Genomic DNA, 18307 nt, shown 5'->3' with positions numbered 1-18307 from the left:
CGATTCGCACCAAATCAAAGATTTGGGCTCTAATTTAGGAAACTCCTTCTCCCTTCGGTCGAATGAGTAAGCGATTCGCACCAAATCAAAGATTTGGGCTCTAATTTAGGAAACTCCTTCTCCCTTCGGTCGAATGAGTAAGCGATTCGCACCAAATCAAAGATTTGGGCTCTAATTTAGGAAACTCCTTCTCCCTTCGGTCGAATGAGTAAGCGATTCGCACCAAATCAAAGATTTGGGCTCTCTGCTTATATTACAGCTCTTCCCGGTATGATGAGTTTTTCTCCTGCCTTTATAACTTCTGGATCCTCTATGCTGTTCAATTTCACCAGATCATCTATGGTAGTATAATATTTCTTAGCTATCTTCCAGAGAGTATCCCCCTGTTGAACCACATATATAGTCAAGCTAGCCTTCTTAGCTGGAAATTCTCCCTCTGCGGAATCTATATCAACTAAAAATTCCTTGTGGGTAATATAATTTACTCTTGCATAAACCTCTACTACTGCCTTTATGGCTATAGTATCTATTTCTATGTTTCCCTCAATGCTCTCCAGAGCAACCTTGGCTATACACTGCATGTCAATTTTACTCTCAGGTATGTCTATGCTGCAGCTGAAAGGTATCTCATCACTTGTCTTGTTTATTTCATCTTCTAGATTTTTATACAGGACTTTGGCACTTAAAACCCCCTCAACAACAACCTTATCCTCCACTATTTTCTTATCCGTTATACAAACCTCACCATAGCACATGATCACTTCTTTAGGCTTAGAATTATCTTCTAACTCTATGTTGGATTTAATCATACTCTGAGTGCTATTTTGTCCATGCATCACATTTAATTCATAATCTTTTTTATCCATCTGCATGAGAGATGAGGGAGAATAGACATCTTCTATTATATCCATATCCTCTTTATACATAACCTTGGTATTGGAGTTCACCAGTACTTCCATATCGATTATCCTGTCCTCACCCAAATCATCCTCTCTTACACTTTTTTCAATTTCATCCACACAGAAATCAGTATAACTGTCCATGGACGGAGTCACTCCATCTAACGGAATTTCTTTATTTACATAAACATCCTCCTCTACATATACTATGTCCCTTGTATCTTTTCCCCTATAGAGTACCCCTATAAGCACATATGCCTCTACGGATATCTGCCCTTCCAATACATTCACAGTTTTCTTATGAACATTTACATTGCATCCCAATATACTGCCAATCTGCGGCTTATCCATAGGTATCTGAATCTCTGCTTTTGCAACTAAATCCCCGGACACAGTTCCCACTATTTTATCCACAGTATCAGGATTTTTCAACATCTGTATATCTCCCGAATTTTCCACATCTTTTATAACTTCAAATTCATACTTCTTATATACTTCCGCCTTCAATTTTATAATTCCTTCAATAGATACCTTCCTTTCGTTAGCTATATTACAATCCATATGTTCCACGTAGCAATCAGCATCGCACAGCATATTATGCTGTGCTCCAGATATCTCAACATAATTTGAAAAATCGCCAGTATAATTCACACTGTAAATACCCATGGCTTCATCTTCCTTGGCTAAATAAAGTATAGTATACTGCACCTTTCCCTCTATAAACACTTTGTCCTGCATTACTTCTTTATTTGTTATGCTGGGCTTTGCATTTAAAATTAAGATATGGTTAACATCTGGATTAGTATCCGGTATAATATATTCTGCTTTTATTACGGTATCAGAAAAATTCTCAGCCATAAGCTGTTCACATTCTATATTTTCTTTAACAAAATCTATGCTCATATTTATTACCTCCCACATAAAAACCTACTATTTAATTTATATAAACGGAAGATAAAAAATATAACCATGTTTCTGATAATTTTTTGTAATGTCTATTAATATTGACATTTGCAGAATTTTGACGTAATATTAAATTGGTTGTTAACCATATAACCTCTCATAAATTCTCAATACCCTTTTATACCATAGTTGAAAGATGGAATGTTGCCATCTTTCTTCTTACCCATAATTTTGCAACAAAAAATAGTACATGAAATGATAATTATTCAAATTATTATTTTATATACTATTTTAAAAATGTTGAATTTATATGATTTTACAAAACAGATTAATGGACATATGAGATAATTAATAGATACTTAAAGATAATTGACAACTAAATGAACTAGACATTGCCTTTTACACTGAAAAAACTAATTGAACTGTCTTTGTTAAAACATCTGAATAGCTATAAGTCACTTTCCTTTGGGTGTCACTTTCTAACCTGATTACAAATATGCTGGGATAAGCTTTTTCTATTATTCCTTTATTTACAAAAACCTTCCTTCTACCGCCATTTGCTTTTAAAGTTACTTTATCTCCTACATGGTTTTCGATATTCTTTCTTATAGAAGCTAAAACATTTATTCCTTCCATTCTCTAAACACCCTCTCTCTACATTTTATATTATACATCACAAGGTTAATTATGTCAACTGAACCGTTTAGTATATCGTTAATAATTTATTTTGTCAATATTAAATTTTTGTTAACAAAGCTCACATAGTTTTATTTATACTACAATATATTGCTATTCCTTCAAGTCACTCATATATACAATAATATTTACACTTTTTATGTTTTTTATACATATGGTGACTTTGGAAAACCCTCCCTGTACTTTCCTCTAGTCTGCAGTCCTCCAATTCCATTAGTTCTAGTTATAGTATTCCTTATGGCCTCTTGAATGGATACCACCTTTTCTATATTCGTATATGCTATTTTTTCACATAAAAATACCGGATCTAGACAATGTATAAGTACTCTGCTGGGTGAACTGGCAAAATTAGCTCCTGAATCCAAAATTTTTTCATAACAGGATTGGCAAGCCCCTGCAAATATCACCAGATCATCATAATTTGGTTCATAATTTCTAAGTTCAGACACTGCATTAACAAAATATCTTGAATTTTTATAATTATCCAGATTCATATAATCTGTAGCTCCCTTGGCTATGGAATCATGACCTGTAATTACAATTATATCCGGCTTTATTTCTTTTACCAGTTCTACTACCTTTACAGGCTGATCCTTTTCTGCTATATTCTTTCCCACTACATCCAATAAAAGTTGTTTATACACTTTAAGGCACACATCCAGATACTCAGGATCACCGTCTACATGAAGTACTTTTCCAGGTCTTCCAAACGCCAGCTCATTCTTGGAATCATGTGATGCAAAATTTGTTATGCTATATTCCTTTACAGTTCCTGCCTGCCTGAAACCTCCCCTATTGGTTAAAATGCCTTTAATTGATTCATTAACTTTTTTATTGAATATAATTTCATCCTTTGTAAGAGATTCCTTTTCTACATGTTCCAGATCTTCAATAGTGGAATCCGCAATTAATCTTAAATTTATTCCCTTTAAAATATAAATATTGCATCCTTTTTCTTCTTTTATATCTATAATCTTAAAAGTTATATCCTTACCATATGATTTTCTTACTACTACATCACCTATTTTCATAATTCAACATCCCCATATATAAAAAGTCACCATATATATATATGATTTTATCCTTTTTTAAGTGCACAAAATAAGGCCTATACTGGATTTAATTTAATACTAATCCGCATATAGGTCCTAATTTTCAATTCAAATCTATTTTTGATTATACGTATTCTTAAATTCTTCGATAAAATGTATATATTTTTCCTGCTCAGAGATCAATTCCTCCAGCTTATTATTAAATGTATTCAGTTTCCAGTTAACTTCATTATAATAATATCTATTTGCCAATCTCCAAAAACGCTGTGGGAACAACAAAAAAGCAAATATTACCCTATATTCTTCCTCTTTAAGAGGACTTACCTCATTATAAGAATCAAGTATAAGCCTGGCATTTTCCATATTCCAGTCTGATCTTTTTAAAACCTTGATCATAAAAGACGAGATATCATAAGATCTTATTTCTCTCTTACAATAATCAAAATCTATTACATTTACATTATTGTCATCATCTATTACTATGTTATGATATGTAAAATCATGATGACAAAATCCCTTTTCATGTTTTGTTATATCACACAATTCATCATATCTGGAATCCTTTAATACCTCAATAGCTTTTTTCCCAAAGTCTTTATAAAATTGAATGACTTTCATGTAATTCAAATCAAAATTCTCTTTATTGCTTTTTTTCTTTCCCATATCTCTCATCTTATCCAGAGCCTTAACCCGTTTTTCCATAAGATGGTGCCATCTTCCCAAATCCGTCTTAAGCTTACTGTTTTCAGGCGGCTCATAACCTTTTGAAGCTATATGCATTCTTGCCAGACACTTGGAGGCATTTATCACATCCTCTCTGTTTTTGAAATCACATTCCCTGCCGCTGATCCATTCTGAGAGGGTATAGATATCTTCATTTACAAGAGCATAAGGATTTCCATCTATATTAACACAGTATTTATCTACATATGGGAATCCATTATTTATTAAATGTTCTTTTGCTCCATAAACAAATAAAAGTTTCTGGGTTCCATAATTTACTTTTTTTAAGCATTTCATTCCTTTATTGGTTTTTAGAAGATATACTCCTCTGTTCGGTCTTATATTTTCAATTTTTACATTAAATTGTCTTTCTATTTCAAATTCTCGCATCATGTTAATCACCCCTATATATCTATATGAAATACTGAGTTATTTTAGAAGAATATTAACATTTTTAGCTGGATTTTAATATAATGAAATATACCAATTTAGAGAGGAATAATTCTATGAAAATAGGAATTGATGGTCGTGCCGCCAAGTGGTATAGAGGTACTGGCATAGGTACTTACACCTATCAGCTTATAAATTGTTTAAATAATATTGACAATATAAATAATTATATGCTTTTTATACCCAAAAGTTTCACAAATGATATATGCCTAAAAAAAAATTTTACTGTGAATACTATTCCTCCGCAAAGCAAAACCAGTTTTTGGGAGGAAATAAATATACCAAACAAAATAAAACACAACAAAATAGAATTATATCACGTGCCTCAAAACGGCGTGGGACTTCCCATGGAAAAAAAATGCAAATTTGTTGCAACACTTCATGATGTTATTCCATACAAAATGCCTGAAACGGTAAGCGAAAGATATCTGAAAATTTTTTCTAATTATATACCTAAAATAGTGCCTAAATGTGATGGAATAATTACGGTTTCAAATTTTTCGAAAAACGATATAATGAAAACTTTTGATTTTCCTGAGGACAAAATATATGTTACTCACCTGGCCAGCGAAAATATATACAGGCCTTTGGATAAGAACATAAGTAAGTATATAGCTAAAAGATATTATTCCATAACTGAAGATTATATACTCTATGTAGGCGGCTTCAGTCCCAGGAAAAATATACTTGGATTAATTGAGAGTTTCAATAAATTTATATCATCTTACAAAAAACCCATAAAGCTTGTGATAGCAGGTGCGAAAGGGAAGTCATATGATGCTTATAAAGAGCGAACCGACACATTAAATATGTCTGACAAGGTTATATTTCCTGGTTTTATCTCCATGGAGCATCTTCCCTATATATACAATGCTGCTAAATTATTTGTATATCCCTCTTTTTACGAGGGATTTGGCTTGCCTCCAATAGAGGCCATGGCCTGTGGAATTCCAGTAATAACTTCAAATACTACTTCTCTTCCTGAAGTTGCAGGAGACGGAGCCCTTCTGGTAAACCCTGAAGACAGGGATGAGCTATGTGAATCCATGCTAAAGGTATTATCAGATGAAAACCAAAAAAACAAACTTATATCCTCAGGTATTAAAAGGGCTGCTCAACTAAGCTGGGGAAAAACAGCTAAGGATACCATAAGCATATACAATAAAATCCTGGGTAAAAAAATCAGTTTTTAAAATAAACAGACCCTTGAAATAAATATATTTTCTATTTCAAGGGTATTATAATATTTTCTATTTTAAAACTGTATCCTTAAATTCCTCTAAAAACTCCAGTCTGTCCTCTTTGTATCTTACTTTTCTCTTCAATCTATCCAGAAATACTCCCTCTTCCCAATCCTTACGCCTGGTATAGTAATCTTTTGATATAGTATAAAAATCATTTGGAAAACTCAGCATGGCATACAATACTTCAAGTTCCCTGTTGCTTAAAGTATTTTTATGGCAATATCCTTTTATTATCAGCCTGGTTTTATCCATGTCAAAGGCAAAATTTTTTATGACCTTATTTATAAAATTGCACAGGTCATGCACCTTAAGATCTATAATTGCATAGTCAAAATCCACAAAATAAGCTTTACCGTCATTTATCAGTATGTTATGATAAGCTAAATCATGGTGGCACACTGCTATTTTATCCTCCTCACTGCAGAGTTTGTAATAGCAGGATTTCTCCAGCAGCATCTCGCTTTTCTTTATTTCTCTTATATAATGTCTGGAATTTTTTATAAATATTTCATCAAATTCTGTTTTCTTTTCATGTATATTTGCTATATTTACAAAAAAATCCATTTCCTGAATTCTTCTTTTAAACACATCAATAAGCCTTCCATTGTTATACTTGTTGTTCATGTTACTCTTGAATCCTTCAGATGCAAGGTGAAATTCCCCCAAACCCTCGGATGCTGTATTTAAATCCACCGGATTGCTGAAATTACATTCCTTCCCCTGGACCATGTCCATTATACAGTACATCTCGCCTTCCCAAATTGTATATATATCACCTTTTTTGTTTTTAACAAAGTTTACTACTCTGGGAAACTTGTTTTTCACATAGGTCAAAATTTCATCAATGAATTTTAACTCATCTAAAGTATATTCTACTCTTTTTAATATCTTTTCCCCTCTGTTTGTAGAAACCATGTATACATTTCTTATTGGCACAATGTCACTTATTTCTAAATCAAATCTGTCAAAAATTTCTACACACAGATCATATTTAGCTAAATATTTTTTTTCTCCATATCTGTCTATCAACTGAAACCCTCCTTAATTGCTTAATATCACTTAAATCAGGCTATCTCCATCTTCGTATATGGCCTTATTTAATTTAATCAGGTATTCTCCTTCATTCCAATTTTTAGTGTGATATTTATACCTGTTGTAACATTTCATAAATTCATAAGGATAAGATAACATGGACAATATAAATTGTATGCTGCTTTCATCTAGATTCTCATATCTGCAGAATTTATCAACCAAGGAAGCAAAATCAATATCTGTACCTTTTCTTTTCAGCCTGCTTAAAAAATATACTGCATCCATCTCCACCATGTTATAGCAGCAGCCTTTCACATCTATTACTTCTATATTTTCATTTTTTCTCAAATTGTCAAAACAAGTATTCTTGAGGCACATTTCGATTTTATCCATACTTCTCAGAATCAAACCCATATAGTGGTTTTTACATAAATTATCCAGACAACTTTGTGATCTTATGAGATACTTCTCCCCAACTTGATTTATTCTTTCTAGAAATATACTTCTGTTTTTAGATTCTTTTATTACGTCTATATCTTTTTTAAATTTTCTAGTGTACATCTTATATTGTTCTACGTCTCTGCCTATGTTGTTATCCAGCCGCCTATTCATAACTCCTGTATATCCTAAAGTTCTTTTATGAAATTCACTTATTGCGTATATCTGATTTTCTATTTTATCTAAAGTTAGATCTTCATATTTAACCTTGTCCTTAAATTCTTTTACTACAAATATTCCTCTTGATTTCAAATATTCTATAAAATATGATTCAATACTCCGAAAGTACACTCTTAAATCACCTCATAATTTTGCTCCTGCTTTGATTTTATTTGTGAGCTCTTCTCATTTGTCTCAATATATGTCTCCTCTTCTTCTCAAGCTTCATGACTTCTTTTTTCTTCTTATGCATTTTTTCCAGCTGTTTTACAGTTTTCTTCAAACTCTCCGCCCTGTTTTCATAATATCCTAAATCATTGTTTTTCACATCTACTGACTTTTTATGATATGATCCTTTATGCGACATAAAAAACTATCCCCCCTCTTCAATCAACTGAATTTTTTATTTTTGAATCTCTCTATAAATTCTGATCTTGCTTCTACATCCTTGAGCATTTTATTTAATTTTTTAATGAAGAAATCCTTCCCCCAGGGTTGTTTTTCCCAGTAATACTGTATGCCAATCTGCCAATAATTTTGGGGAAATTCCATAAAAGCAGCCATAATAGGTATATCTTCCTGTCTTACATTATTTATTACATTGTATGTGTCCAAAATAAAATTGGCACTTTCCATTTTCCACTTTCCATTTTTCATAACCCTTATAAGCAGACTGGACAGATCATGGAGATAAGTATCCAACATACAGTAATCGAAATCTATGATATTTACTTCACCTTCAGTGTCTATTAAAATATTATGATTTGCATAGTCATGATGGCAAAAGCCTCCGTTTTTTATATGCTCTTTCATTCTGTCCATGTATTCTGAGGCCTTCAAGTGATCTATAGAATTTTCCGCGATATTTATTTCTTTCCTCATGGCTTCCAAATACAATACATCAAATTCCCCTCTATGTGATTTATTCATTATCCGCTTTCTAAAATCCAATATTTCATCTCTTCTGGTTGAAAAAGTATCTATCCATTTAAACCATCCTATTCTGGGATTCATTTTATCAGTAACTTTAAAATAGCAGCTTTTTCTGTGAAGTTCCGCCAATTTCGAAGTAGCAGCTAAAACATCCAGAGGATTATCATAATTACACCGTCTAGAATTAATCCATTTGCACAAATAAGCATAGGAATTTCCTATTTTTATATAATTTCTTTTATTTTTGGTATTGATTATTTCAGGTATGTTTTTAAAGTTTTTATTTTGGAGATGCTTTATAGCGGAAATTATAAATAGAAAATGTCCGAAATCATAATTTATTACTTTCAAACAATATTCATTATATTTGGTATGAATTTTATATATGCTCTTTATTTTTTCTATAAATTCAATATGAAGATCATACGCATCCTCAACATATCTTCGCACTTCCAGTATATCCAAAAGCTTCTTCCTCCAAAAATTACTATATACGTAGTATATGTCTAATCACACGGGTATGTGATAGATGTGTTCCCTGCAGCTGGAAAGTTGCGTTCACCATTTAATATAAATGCTAATAATATATATTAGAACGCTTCAATCAGTTTAGTGTTACTAGAGTGTGGAGGTAGAGAACAATGAAAATTGCCATTGATGCAAGGGGGATTAATTGGTATAAAGGCACTGGTATAGGCACTTACACGGAAAAGATATTAAAATTTATAATCAAAGATCACATGGAAAATTTTTATGATATATACTGGTCCGGCAGCAATTACAAAAATTTTATGCAAAATAATACTAAAATAATAATGGCTTCCAGAAGACAGCATAGATTCTTTGAACAATATTATTTCCCTGAACATTTAAAAAGGGAGGCTGTAGATATATATCATATTCCTCAAAATGGTATAGGAATATCTGAAAACATACGTTGTAAAAAAGTTGTCACTATACATGATCTAATACCTTATGTGCTTCCTGAAACTGTTGGAAAAGGATATTTAGAAAAATTTTTAAAAGAAATGCCTGATATTATCAATTTATCTGATGGAATAATAACTGTATCCGATTGCTCAAAAAAAGATATCATCAAATTTTTCCCAATGGCTGAAGACAAGATATTTGTAACCCCTTTAGCTGCAGATGAAAAATATAGGCCTTTGGAAAAAGACATATGTAAATATAAAGTGAAAACGGAATACAATATAGAAAATCCATTCATACTCTATATTGGAGGCTTCAGTCCCAGGAAAAATGTATCTTCCTTAATAAATGCCTTTTCCAGGGTTCATAAAAACTTAGACAGAAACTACGATTTAATTATAGTAGGTTCCAACAAAGACGAGCTGGATATGTTAAAAAACTTATCTCTAAATTTAAATATAATAAAAAATATTAAATTTACAGGATTTGTGGAAGAAAAAATGCTGCCTATACTGTACAATGCCTGTGATGCTTTCATATATCCATCCCTATACGAAGGATTCGGTCTTCCACCATTGGAGGCCATGAGCTGTGGCACTCCTGTAATAACCTCAGATATATCATCCATTCCAGAAGTGGTGGAAAATGGAGGCATTCTTATAAACCCTTTTGATATAAAAAGCCTTATGTATTCTATGGAAGCCTTACTTAATGATGAAAATATAAGACATGACTTGAGTTCTAAAGCTTTAAAACAAGCTTCCAAATTTTCCTGGAAAAAGACTTCAGAGAATACTATTGAAGCCTACACAAAAATTTTAAATCCATCCCGTAACTAGTTTCCCCTATCTTATCAAATAAGGACTTAGCAATATTACATTTCTAGACAAGTTCTTCCTATGCCTAAAAATTATTTGATAATTGTTCTACAAAAGCAAGACTTTTTAACTATTTCGCACTTAGTTAAAAAGTCTTGCTCATATGTTAAAAGATCCCTATGATTAAGTCCCTGTAATTTTATTATACACTAATTTTAAAATTTTGTAAACGTTTCATAAAATTTAATTTAAAATTTTTTTATTTTCCCATGTCATTTTTCAAAGATTTTTCTATACCCTCTACTATATTTTTAAAATCTTGACTTTTTACATTGGATTCAGTTAGAATTCCTCTTATCTTTTCCCTTATCTCCGGGAAATCCCTAGTATAGTTTATAATAAAACTTCCCTGTTCAACTTCAGCATACAAATTCCATATCTGAGCTCCAAAATATGTAATTTGTTTATTAAGATCCACAAGATTATACACGCTTACATTTGTTGGAAACCTACCATAGTCATTCAATAAATCCATCTGTAATCTATCATCCGTAAGTACAAAATTTATAAAATCCTGTGCCAGATCAGGCTGCTTAGTTTTTTTATTTATAATTAAATTGGTTCCTCCAAGAGAAACATCCCTATTTCCACCTGGCTCAAAGGCTGGAAATTTCATTACTCCCCACTTAGAGCCATCTTTAGGATACTTCTTCATCAACAGGTTGACATAAGTTGGATCTCCGATAAAAGATACCACCTTACCTCCACTTAATTCACCTATAAGATCACTTTTGGAATTAAAGTCTTCTATTAAATCCTCTCCATAAAAAATCTTAGCTATTTCCATAACTCTAGACCACTTTTGAGACTGAAATTCCAGCTTTCCACTCTCATTAAAATAACTTGTTCCTAATTGATTGGCAAGTAATAAAAAAATATCACTATTATAATCAGACACATTTCCCATAAACACTTTCCCTGTGTCATTTTTTATCTTTCTCCCAATTTCTATATAGTCACTCCAGGTTTTTATACTATTTATATCTACGTCCTCTTTGGCAAATATGTCTTTTCTATATATTAAAGCCTTTGGATATGTATCCCAGGGCAGTGCGTAAATCCCGCCTTTCATAGTATTATTGTTCATCTTATTGTTTAATAAAGCATTTTTGTATAAATTCACGGAATCTGTTATCTTTAAAATCCCATCAGAATATTTAGACAGAGTATGTTTAACATAGCTATCATCTAGAGTTATTATATCCGCCGTATATTTGGAATTACTCAGCAGGGGTTTAATATTATTATCTGTATCCCTTACCAGTACAACATTTACATTTACATTTTTATGTATATCATTAAACCTACTTGCTGCAAGTTTCAATTGAGATCCATGTTCTACATCCGTCACAACTTCAATATTTCCTTTAGGCACATTTTTATTATTTTCCTCATTATCTTGAGCATCACAGGAAATTGTCAAAATCAAAGTTACAGTAAGTATTAAAAATAACACCGTTTTTAAAGCCCTATTCATAAAAACTTCTCCTACACTTCTCTAATTATAATTTAATCCATGAACTATTTTACACTAATATTAACAAATAAAAACATATTTTTCAACTCTCCGTAAAATTAAAACATCCGAAGAATTCGCTATTCTTCGGATGTTTTAAAGATTTAACCTTTAGACATTTTATAATTGCCATCACAATTGAAATCTTTTTTCCATGCATTTTCTGCATAAGGTTTAAAATCCTTCGATAATTTATCCAATTTTTTCTGAAACTCAGGATCTTCCAGCATCTTCCTTGCGCCTTCATCTGTGGGCTTTGCTCCAGTTTTCTTTGCAATTTCTCTAATCTGTTCCGTATTGTCGATCATCATGCAAGGCAACAGCAAATTGTCATTATACGGCTGTCTGTGTCTCAATTCTTTAAAAAAATCTGATTTGAATGCATCTACAAGTTTTTTATTCTTTAAATTATCCACCGCAAAATGGGCAAATATACAGGGCTCTACTTGCTCTTCTGAATTTATATGGCAATAAAATTTTCCTGCAATGCATCCGCCAACATAAGGAGCATCGTTGAAAAAATCAATTGCAAAATAAGGTTTGGTAGTCCTTATTTTTCTCACTCTTTCCCCAAGGCGTATTCTCTGCTGTGGAGTAAGCATGGAATCCACATCAGGCTCTTTACCTACCGGCATATATATAAAATACCAACTCATTTTAGCACCTTTTTCAATTAACATATCTATAAATTCATCTGATGTAACTGTATCCATATTATACCTGCCGGTTGCTGTAGAAACTCCAAATAGAACCCCTCTCTCTTTCAGAAGATCCATTGCATGCATAACCTTCTTGAATATTCCTTTACCTCTTCTTTCATCTGTTTCCTTTTCAAATCCTTCCAGCGAAAACATAGGAAGCACATTCCCAAGTTTTTGTATTCTATCAGCTAGTTTTTCATCAAATAAAGTTCCATTGGAAAATGGAGTAAACATACAATCGCTATACTTTTCATATATATCAAGCATATAGTCATTTATGAAAGGCTCTCCTCCGAGAATCACAAAATAATAAATTCCAAGTTCTCTAGCCTCTCCAATTATTCTATCCACCTCTTCTTTAGGAATATCATCTTCCTTGCTGTAACTTGAAGCATAGCATCCCGTACACCTCAGATTACATCTCATAGATGGACTCATAAGAATAGTAAAAGGAGTTTTTATCCCCGTTTCTCGAAAAAATTTTTCCCTTTTTGGCATTCCATACCAGGCAGCATTTGCAAAAAAATTGGTAAAAAATTTATCTATACACTTTTTGTTAGAGTCTTTAACAATACTAATAGCAAGTTTATGGATTGCAGGATTTGTTTTATACAATTCTTGAACTCTGGTTACTTTAGCCAAATTGTCTTCATCTTTTTTTACCGTCTTTTTAATCAATGCAAATATCTTATCAAGATTTTCTTCCGGATCCCTGTCAAGTAACTTCACACCGGATTTAACCAATGCATCTTTAGCTGTCTTTTCCAATATTCCAGTTACCTTCATGCGACATTCCTCCTAAATAATAATAATTAAGAAACGAATGCTTAAAAAACATCCATTTCTCTTTAAATACATAGGATAATAACGATAATAAAAACATTATCATATAATATATGTTATTTATATACCATTATAATATAGCTTTTAACTTACATTTGTCAACATTCAATTCAAGTAGCTGTATCTATGCTTTATAATCTTTATACTGATCATTTCGTTGTATTAAATTGGGCTTCAATATCTCATTGTTTTAACAATTCAGTCATGGCTTCCCTATATATTTCCTGTACACTTACTTTATTTTTCAGTGCAAGTTTCCTGCAGTCCTCATATTCAATTTTACTCTTTATCTTTTTCCCCTTGTAATACGCATTCTTTACACCCACTTCTCCGTATTTGGTAATTATCCTTGTAAAATTTCTATTCAAAATATTTCTCTGCATTTTATATTTTCTAAATCCCAAAGTGGTGGTTTGAGTCAGAATAATATCCCTTATCTTTTCCTCTATTTTAGATTTGTATAATACAGTGAGTTTTACTGCCGGTCTCTCCTTTTTCATGATTATAGGAGTCAGATACACATCTGATGCCCCATTTTCCAGTAAAGCATCCATTGTACATTGATACATCTCAGGATTCATATCATCTATATTACACTCTATAACTTGTATATCTTCCACCTTGTAATCTTTATCATTAAAATCATATTCATCTAGCTTTTCCTCATCAGTTGATATATATTCAATTCTATGATTTTTATTCTCATTATAATTTTTCTGTTTATCATCATTTTCTATGGGAATGATCTCTCCTAAAAAAACCCTCAGTACATCTGGAATGATATCATTGTCCCTATGACCTATGCCATATCCTATTCTGCTTATTTTAAAATTTCTATTTTCAGTGTATTCTGAAGAAAAATAAGTCAGTATAGCTGCACCCGTAGGGGTAGTGGCTTCAAAAGGCACCTCAGATTTTATAGGAATATTCTTTAATATTTCCACTGTGGCAGGTGCTGGTACCGGAAGTATTCCATGGGCGCATTTTACAAATCCCCTTCCAACTTCCACCCTGGAGGCTTCCACTTTATCTACCTTGAAATAATCAAAGCATATGGCAGCTCCTACAATATCAACTATTGAATCCACCGCCCCCACTTCATGAAAATGTACTTCTTCTAAAAGCTTATTATGGACTTTGGCCTCAGCCTCTGCTACTTTTTTAAAAATATTCAAACTTATATCTTTAACTTCTGTACTTAAATCACTTAAATTTATTATATTCTCTATATCATTTAAATTTCTGTTGGAATGACCTCCATTATTGCCGCCATGATTTTTTCCCAAGACTACGTCCACTCTAGTACCTGCTATTCCATTTCTCATATCTCTATTGACCTGCAGATCATAGCCCCCAATATGCAATTTTTTCAACTGTGAAATTAGATATTCTCTATCTATACCTAAATCCAACAGCGCTCCTAAATTCATATCTCCGCTTATTCCTGAAAAACAATCATAATAAAGTACCTTCATGACTCTCAATCTCCTGTATTATTTATTTAGTAATATCCTGTTCTAATTTTACCATATATATGAATATTTTGTATAACAGTTTTTTAATTTACATTATAACAATTCCGTACAAAATATAGAATGTACTCCATTCAATTTGACAAAATAACTGTCTAGTATATAATTTATTATATATTTCTTGTACAAAAGGTTGTGTTGGAATTGAAAAAACTACAGCGGAATTTTTACTGTAAAGACACTCTTACTGTAGCACAGAATCTGCTTGGCAAAATAATAGTTCATAGCATAAATGGTAAAAAGCTATCTGGAAGAATAGTTGAAACAGAAGCCTACAAAGGCGTTACAGATAAAGCCGCCCATTCCTACGGCGGCAGACGAACTAAAAGGACTGAAATAATGTATGGTCCCTGTGGTTTCTCATATGTATACATGATATACGGTATGTATTACTGCTTTAATATAGTAACTGAAAAAGAGGGCATACCTGAAGCAGTACTTATAAGAGCTCTTGAACCGCTGGGAAATTTAAATGAAATATCTCTGAACAGATATAATAGATCATTTTCCTCTTTAAACAAAGCTAAAATAATAAATTTGACCAATGGTCCAGGTAAATTATGTAAAGCCCTCTCTATAGGTAAAGAGGAAAATAAAATTGATCTGTGTGGCAGCACTTTGTATATTGCAGAAGATAATTTCAATGAATTCACTATAAAAGCTGCAAAACGAATAGGTATCAGTTATGCTCAGGAAGCTGCCAATTATCCCTGGAGATTTTATATTGAAAATAGCAGCTACATATCCGCTAAATAAACTATGAAAGTGATTGCAAAATGAATTATGTATATATCTTAAAGTGCAGAGATGGTACCTTTTATACAGGTTATACCAATAATTTAAAGAAAAGAATAAAAACTCACAACAGTGGAAAAGGTGCCAAATATACTAGAGGAAGAATTCCCGTAAAACTTGTTTATTTTGAAGAATATACTTCAAAAAAAGAAGCTCTTCACAGGGAATATGTAATAAAAAAAATGACACATGAGGACAAGTTTAGATTGATTAAATCATTAAATCTTGAAAATGCAGTCATCAAAAAATTATAAAAAGAGATTTAGCACAGAAATTCAATGAATTCTGCTGCTAAATCCTTTTCTTTATGAAAAATTCAAATTATAGATATTTTTTTAAATCGCTTTTATTTTTTAAAATATCCACTAAATACTTTAATTCCTGATCTTTGTTTTTGTCCATAATCAAAAGTACATCCTTGCAGTTTATTACAATTAAATCTTTAACTCCAAACATTATTATGAGTTTGTCGTTTCCAAATACAGTGCAGTTTTCACTGTATTGCAGCACTGCATTTCCCTTTACATTATTTCCATCAAGACTTTTAAAAAGTCTGCCTAGAGCAGTAAAGGTCCCTATATCATCCCAGAAAAACTCACATTTAATTACATAGGCCTTCCTGGTTTTCTGCATTATTCCAAAATCCACGGATATTCCATCTATAATCCTGTACTGCTCTTTTACAATTTCTTCTTCCCGTTCTGTATTAAGTCCCTGATAAATAGCTATCATGCATTTGTGCATTTTAGGAAGATATTTTTGCATTTCCCTTAAAAAAACATCCGCTCTCCATACAAATATTCCACTATTCCAAAGATATGTGCCTTTTAATATTAGATCTTTAGTTACTTCTATATTGGGTTTTTCCAAAAACCTCTCCACTTTAAAAGTGACGTTGCCTAAATTGACCCTTTCTCCCATTTCTATATATCCATATCCAGTTTCAGGTCTGGTGGGCTTGATTCCCATAGTAACAAGCCCTTTTTTCTTTTCTGCAATTTGTACAGCTTGAGAAACAGTGCTTAAAAATAATTTTTTATTTTCTATATAGTGATCTGAAGGTAAAATTATCATTATGGCATCAGGATCTTTTTTTAATAATTTTACCGCTGAAAATCCAATACATGTAGCAGTTTCCTTATTTTGAGGCTCTGCAAATATATTTTCTGTACTTATATATGGAAGCTCTTCCTGTACCTTATCCATATATTCTTCATTTGTAACTACATATATATTTTTTTTATCTACTAAAGGTATAATTCTATCTACAGTATTTTGCAAGAAACTTTTATTATCTATAATCTTTAAAAATTGTTTTGGATTTTTAGCCCTGGATAATGGAAATAGCCTTGTTCCTTTTCCTCCTGCGAGAATTAGTGCATATAACAATAATTTCACTCCAAATAATTTACTTACGTTTTATAGTATGTGTGAGTCATCATAAATGTGAACCGCAGACCAGAGGGTAATTGGAGTTCATACTACCTTCCTCTTTTTCAAATCAACTTCACCTTCATCCTCAATTTCTGTTTCCACACTGCCATTATCCTTCCCACTAAATGTAAAATAGGCTCCAATTAGAATCAATCCTATACCGGCCATGGTCTCTAAAGGTACATTTTCATTTAAAATCCAAAATGCAAATACAGGTGCCAGAGCAGGTTTTATAAAGAAAACTATAGATGCCGTAGCAGCCGTAGTTGCATCCATTGCTTTAAAATAAAACATATATCCAAATCCAGTAACAACCACCCCAAGTAATATGAGTGGAATTATATTCTCAGAATTAATTCCTGCAAATATTGGCACATTCACCATAAATCCAAAATTTCCTTCTGGTGATACATATTTTGAAACCACTGGAAGTCTTGAGACAAATATAAGAATAAGCATGATGACGGAACCAAATATAAAGCTCATACAATTTAAAACTACACTGCCATATTTTGCAGACCTCAACTTGCCAACTACACTATAAAGTGAAAAAGTTAAAGCAGAAAATATGGCCAGCACTATTCCTGTCATATCAGGACTCGCTGCAAAAGGATTTAAAATAAGAATCATTCCAATCAAACTAAATACTATGGACACTACGGTTCCTTTTCTAAGTTCTTCTCCCAGAATAAAATATGCAAGCAATACAGTAAATACAGGATTCGTGCTAAAAATTATAGCTACAGTGGATGCTTTTGTAAAAGTAATTGCCAGCTGAAACAGTGACATGCTCACCACAACACAAAGCAGCCCTGTTCCCCAGAAATAACCTATATCATTTGCCGTCAACTTCATATTTCTCTTTTTCATAATTTTAACAGCAGGCAGAAGCAGTATTATCCCTCCTATTACAAACCTCAAAAAATTTAATTGCAGTGCATTTAATCCAACTGCTAGCTTCCCTAAAATTTCCATAGTACTGAATATTACTGCAGCTAAAACAATAAATAAATACTTCAATTGAAACATCCTCTCTTAAAACATGATTTACTTCAAAAATATACAATAAAAAAGACATTAATATACTGT

At 32.0% G+C, this 18307-nt stretch carries 17 protein-coding genes; 4 read left to right on the top strand and 13 right to left on the bottom strand.

The genetic code is table 11. The annotated features are described in order from the left end of the window. Positions 1-248: 248 nt before the first annotated feature. From CLLU_RS12240 to CLLU_RS12225, 4 genes are all read right to left on the bottom strand, one after another. On the bottom strand, positions 249-1802 hold the full coding sequence (locus tag CLLU_RS12240; RefSeq protein WP_106010074.1) for a DUF3794 and LysM peptidoglycan-binding domain-containing protein: 1554 nt from the start codon (positions 1800-1802) through the stop codon (positions 249-251). 399 nt (positions 1803-2201) lie between these two features. Beyond that, positions 2202-2438 (bottom strand): Veg family protein, encoded by a 237-nt coding sequence (locus CLLU_RS12235; RefSeq protein ID WP_106010073.1) that lies wholly within the window; start codon positions 2436-2438, stop codon positions 2202-2204. 206 nt (positions 2439-2644) lie between these two features. After that, complete coding sequence (gene yabG, locus CLLU_RS12230; protein WP_106010072.1) at positions 2645-3529, bottom strand: sporulation peptidase YabG; 885 nt, start codon at positions 3527-3529, stop codon at positions 2645-2647. A gap of 135 nt (positions 3530-3664) precedes the next feature. After that, positions 3665-4666 carry a CotS family spore coat protein gene (locus CLLU_RS12225; RefSeq protein ID WP_106010071.1) on the bottom strand — a complete coding sequence of 334 codons (1002 nt, stop codon included), beginning with the start codon at positions 4664-4666 and terminating at the stop codon, positions 3665-3667. 113 nt (positions 4667-4779) lie between these two features. Here CLLU_RS12225 and CLLU_RS12220 point away from each other — a divergent pair, with 113 nt between their 5' ends. Next, a complete protein-coding gene (locus CLLU_RS12220) occupies positions 4780-5916 on the top strand; it encodes a glycosyltransferase family 4 protein (RefSeq protein ID WP_106010070.1) in 1137 nt (378 codons plus the stop codon). A gap of 57 nt (positions 5917-5973) precedes the next feature. Here CLLU_RS12220 and CLLU_RS12215 read toward each other — a convergent pair whose 3' ends face one another. Genes CLLU_RS12215 through CLLU_RS12200 form a run of 4 tightly spaced genes read right to left on the bottom strand, consistent with a single transcriptional unit; the run spans position 5974 to position 9054 of the window. Further along, a complete protein-coding gene (locus CLLU_RS12215) occupies positions 5974-6996 on the bottom strand; it encodes a CotS family spore coat protein (protein ID WP_106010069.1) in 1023 nt (340 codons plus the stop codon). A 30-nt stretch (positions 6997-7026) separates the two neighbouring features. After that, on the bottom strand, positions 7027-7788 hold the full coding sequence (locus tag CLLU_RS12210) for a spore coat protein (protein WP_106010068.1): 762 nt from the start codon (positions 7786-7788) through the stop codon (positions 7027-7029). Between the two features lie 37 nt (positions 7789-7825). Further along, the gene (locus tag CLLU_RS12205) at positions 7826-8023 is read right to left on the bottom strand and encodes a hypothetical protein (RefSeq protein WP_106010067.1); all 198 of its coding nucleotides are present in this window, start codon (positions 8021-8023) and stop codon (positions 7826-7828) included. Between the two features lie 23 nt (positions 8024-8046). Continuing rightward, on the bottom strand, positions 8047-9054 hold the full coding sequence (locus tag CLLU_RS12200) for a CotS family spore coat protein (protein WP_106010066.1): 1008 nt from the start codon (positions 9052-9054) through the stop codon (positions 8047-8049). A gap of 176 nt (positions 9055-9230) precedes the next feature. On the opposite strand from CLLU_RS12200, the gene CLLU_RS12195 reads away from it, so the two are divergent. Continuing rightward, entirely contained in the window at positions 9231-10358 is a 1128-nt protein-coding gene (locus tag CLLU_RS12195; RefSeq protein WP_106010065.1) for a glycosyltransferase family 4 protein, read from the top strand. A 238-nt stretch (positions 10359-10596) separates the two neighbouring features. Here the strand turns inward: CLLU_RS12195 and CLLU_RS12190 are convergent, their stop codons facing one another. From CLLU_RS12190 to larC, 3 genes are all read right to left on the bottom strand, one after another. Continuing rightward, a complete protein-coding gene (locus tag CLLU_RS12190; RefSeq protein WP_106010064.1) occupies positions 10597-11874 on the bottom strand; it encodes an ABC transporter substrate-binding protein in 1278 nt (425 codons plus the stop codon). Between the two features lie 143 nt (positions 11875-12017). Continuing rightward, positions 12018-13400 (bottom strand): radical SAM protein, encoded by a 1383-nt coding sequence (locus CLLU_RS12185; RefSeq protein ID WP_106010063.1) that lies wholly within the window; start codon positions 13398-13400, stop codon positions 12018-12020. A 239-nt stretch (positions 13401-13639) separates the two neighbouring features. Next, positions 13640-14932 (bottom strand): nickel pincer cofactor biosynthesis protein LarC, encoded by a 1293-nt coding sequence (gene larC, locus CLLU_RS12180; RefSeq protein ID WP_106010062.1) that lies wholly within the window; start codon positions 14930-14932, stop codon positions 13640-13642. A 201-nt stretch (positions 14933-15133) separates the two neighbouring features. Here larC and CLLU_RS12175 point away from each other — a divergent pair, with 201 nt between their 5' ends. Both CLLU_RS12175 and CLLU_RS12170 read left to right on the top strand, forming a co-directional pair. Further along, complete coding sequence (locus CLLU_RS12175) at positions 15134-15745, top strand: DNA-3-methyladenine glycosylase (protein ID WP_106010061.1); 612 nt, start codon at positions 15134-15136, stop codon at positions 15743-15745. Between the two features lie 20 nt (positions 15746-15765). Continuing rightward, positions 15766-16038 carry a GIY-YIG nuclease family protein gene (locus CLLU_RS12170; RefSeq protein ID WP_106010060.1) on the top strand — a complete coding sequence of 91 codons (273 nt, stop codon included), beginning with the start codon at positions 15766-15768 and terminating at the stop codon, positions 16036-16038. Positions 16039-16105: 67 nt separating this feature from the next. Here the strand turns inward: CLLU_RS12170 and CLLU_RS12165 are convergent, their stop codons facing one another. After that, positions 16106-17173 (bottom strand): mannose-1-phosphate guanylyltransferase, encoded by a 1068-nt coding sequence (locus CLLU_RS12165; protein ID WP_106010059.1) that lies wholly within the window; start codon positions 17171-17173, stop codon positions 16106-16108. A gap of 87 nt (positions 17174-17260) precedes the next feature. After that, entirely contained in the window at positions 17261-18238 is a 978-nt protein-coding gene (locus tag CLLU_RS12160; RefSeq protein ID WP_106010058.1) for a DMT family transporter, read from the bottom strand. Positions 18239-18307 lie beyond the last annotated feature (69 nt).

The sequence above is a fragment of the Clostridium luticellarii genome, assembly GCF_002995845.1.
In the GTDB taxonomy this organism is placed as follows: domain Bacteria; phylum Bacillota; class Clostridia; order Clostridiales; family Clostridiaceae; genus Clostridium_B; species Clostridium_B luticellarii.
Note: the sequence above shows the minus strand (reverse complement) of the source record. Positions and strands in the feature narration are given on the sequence as shown.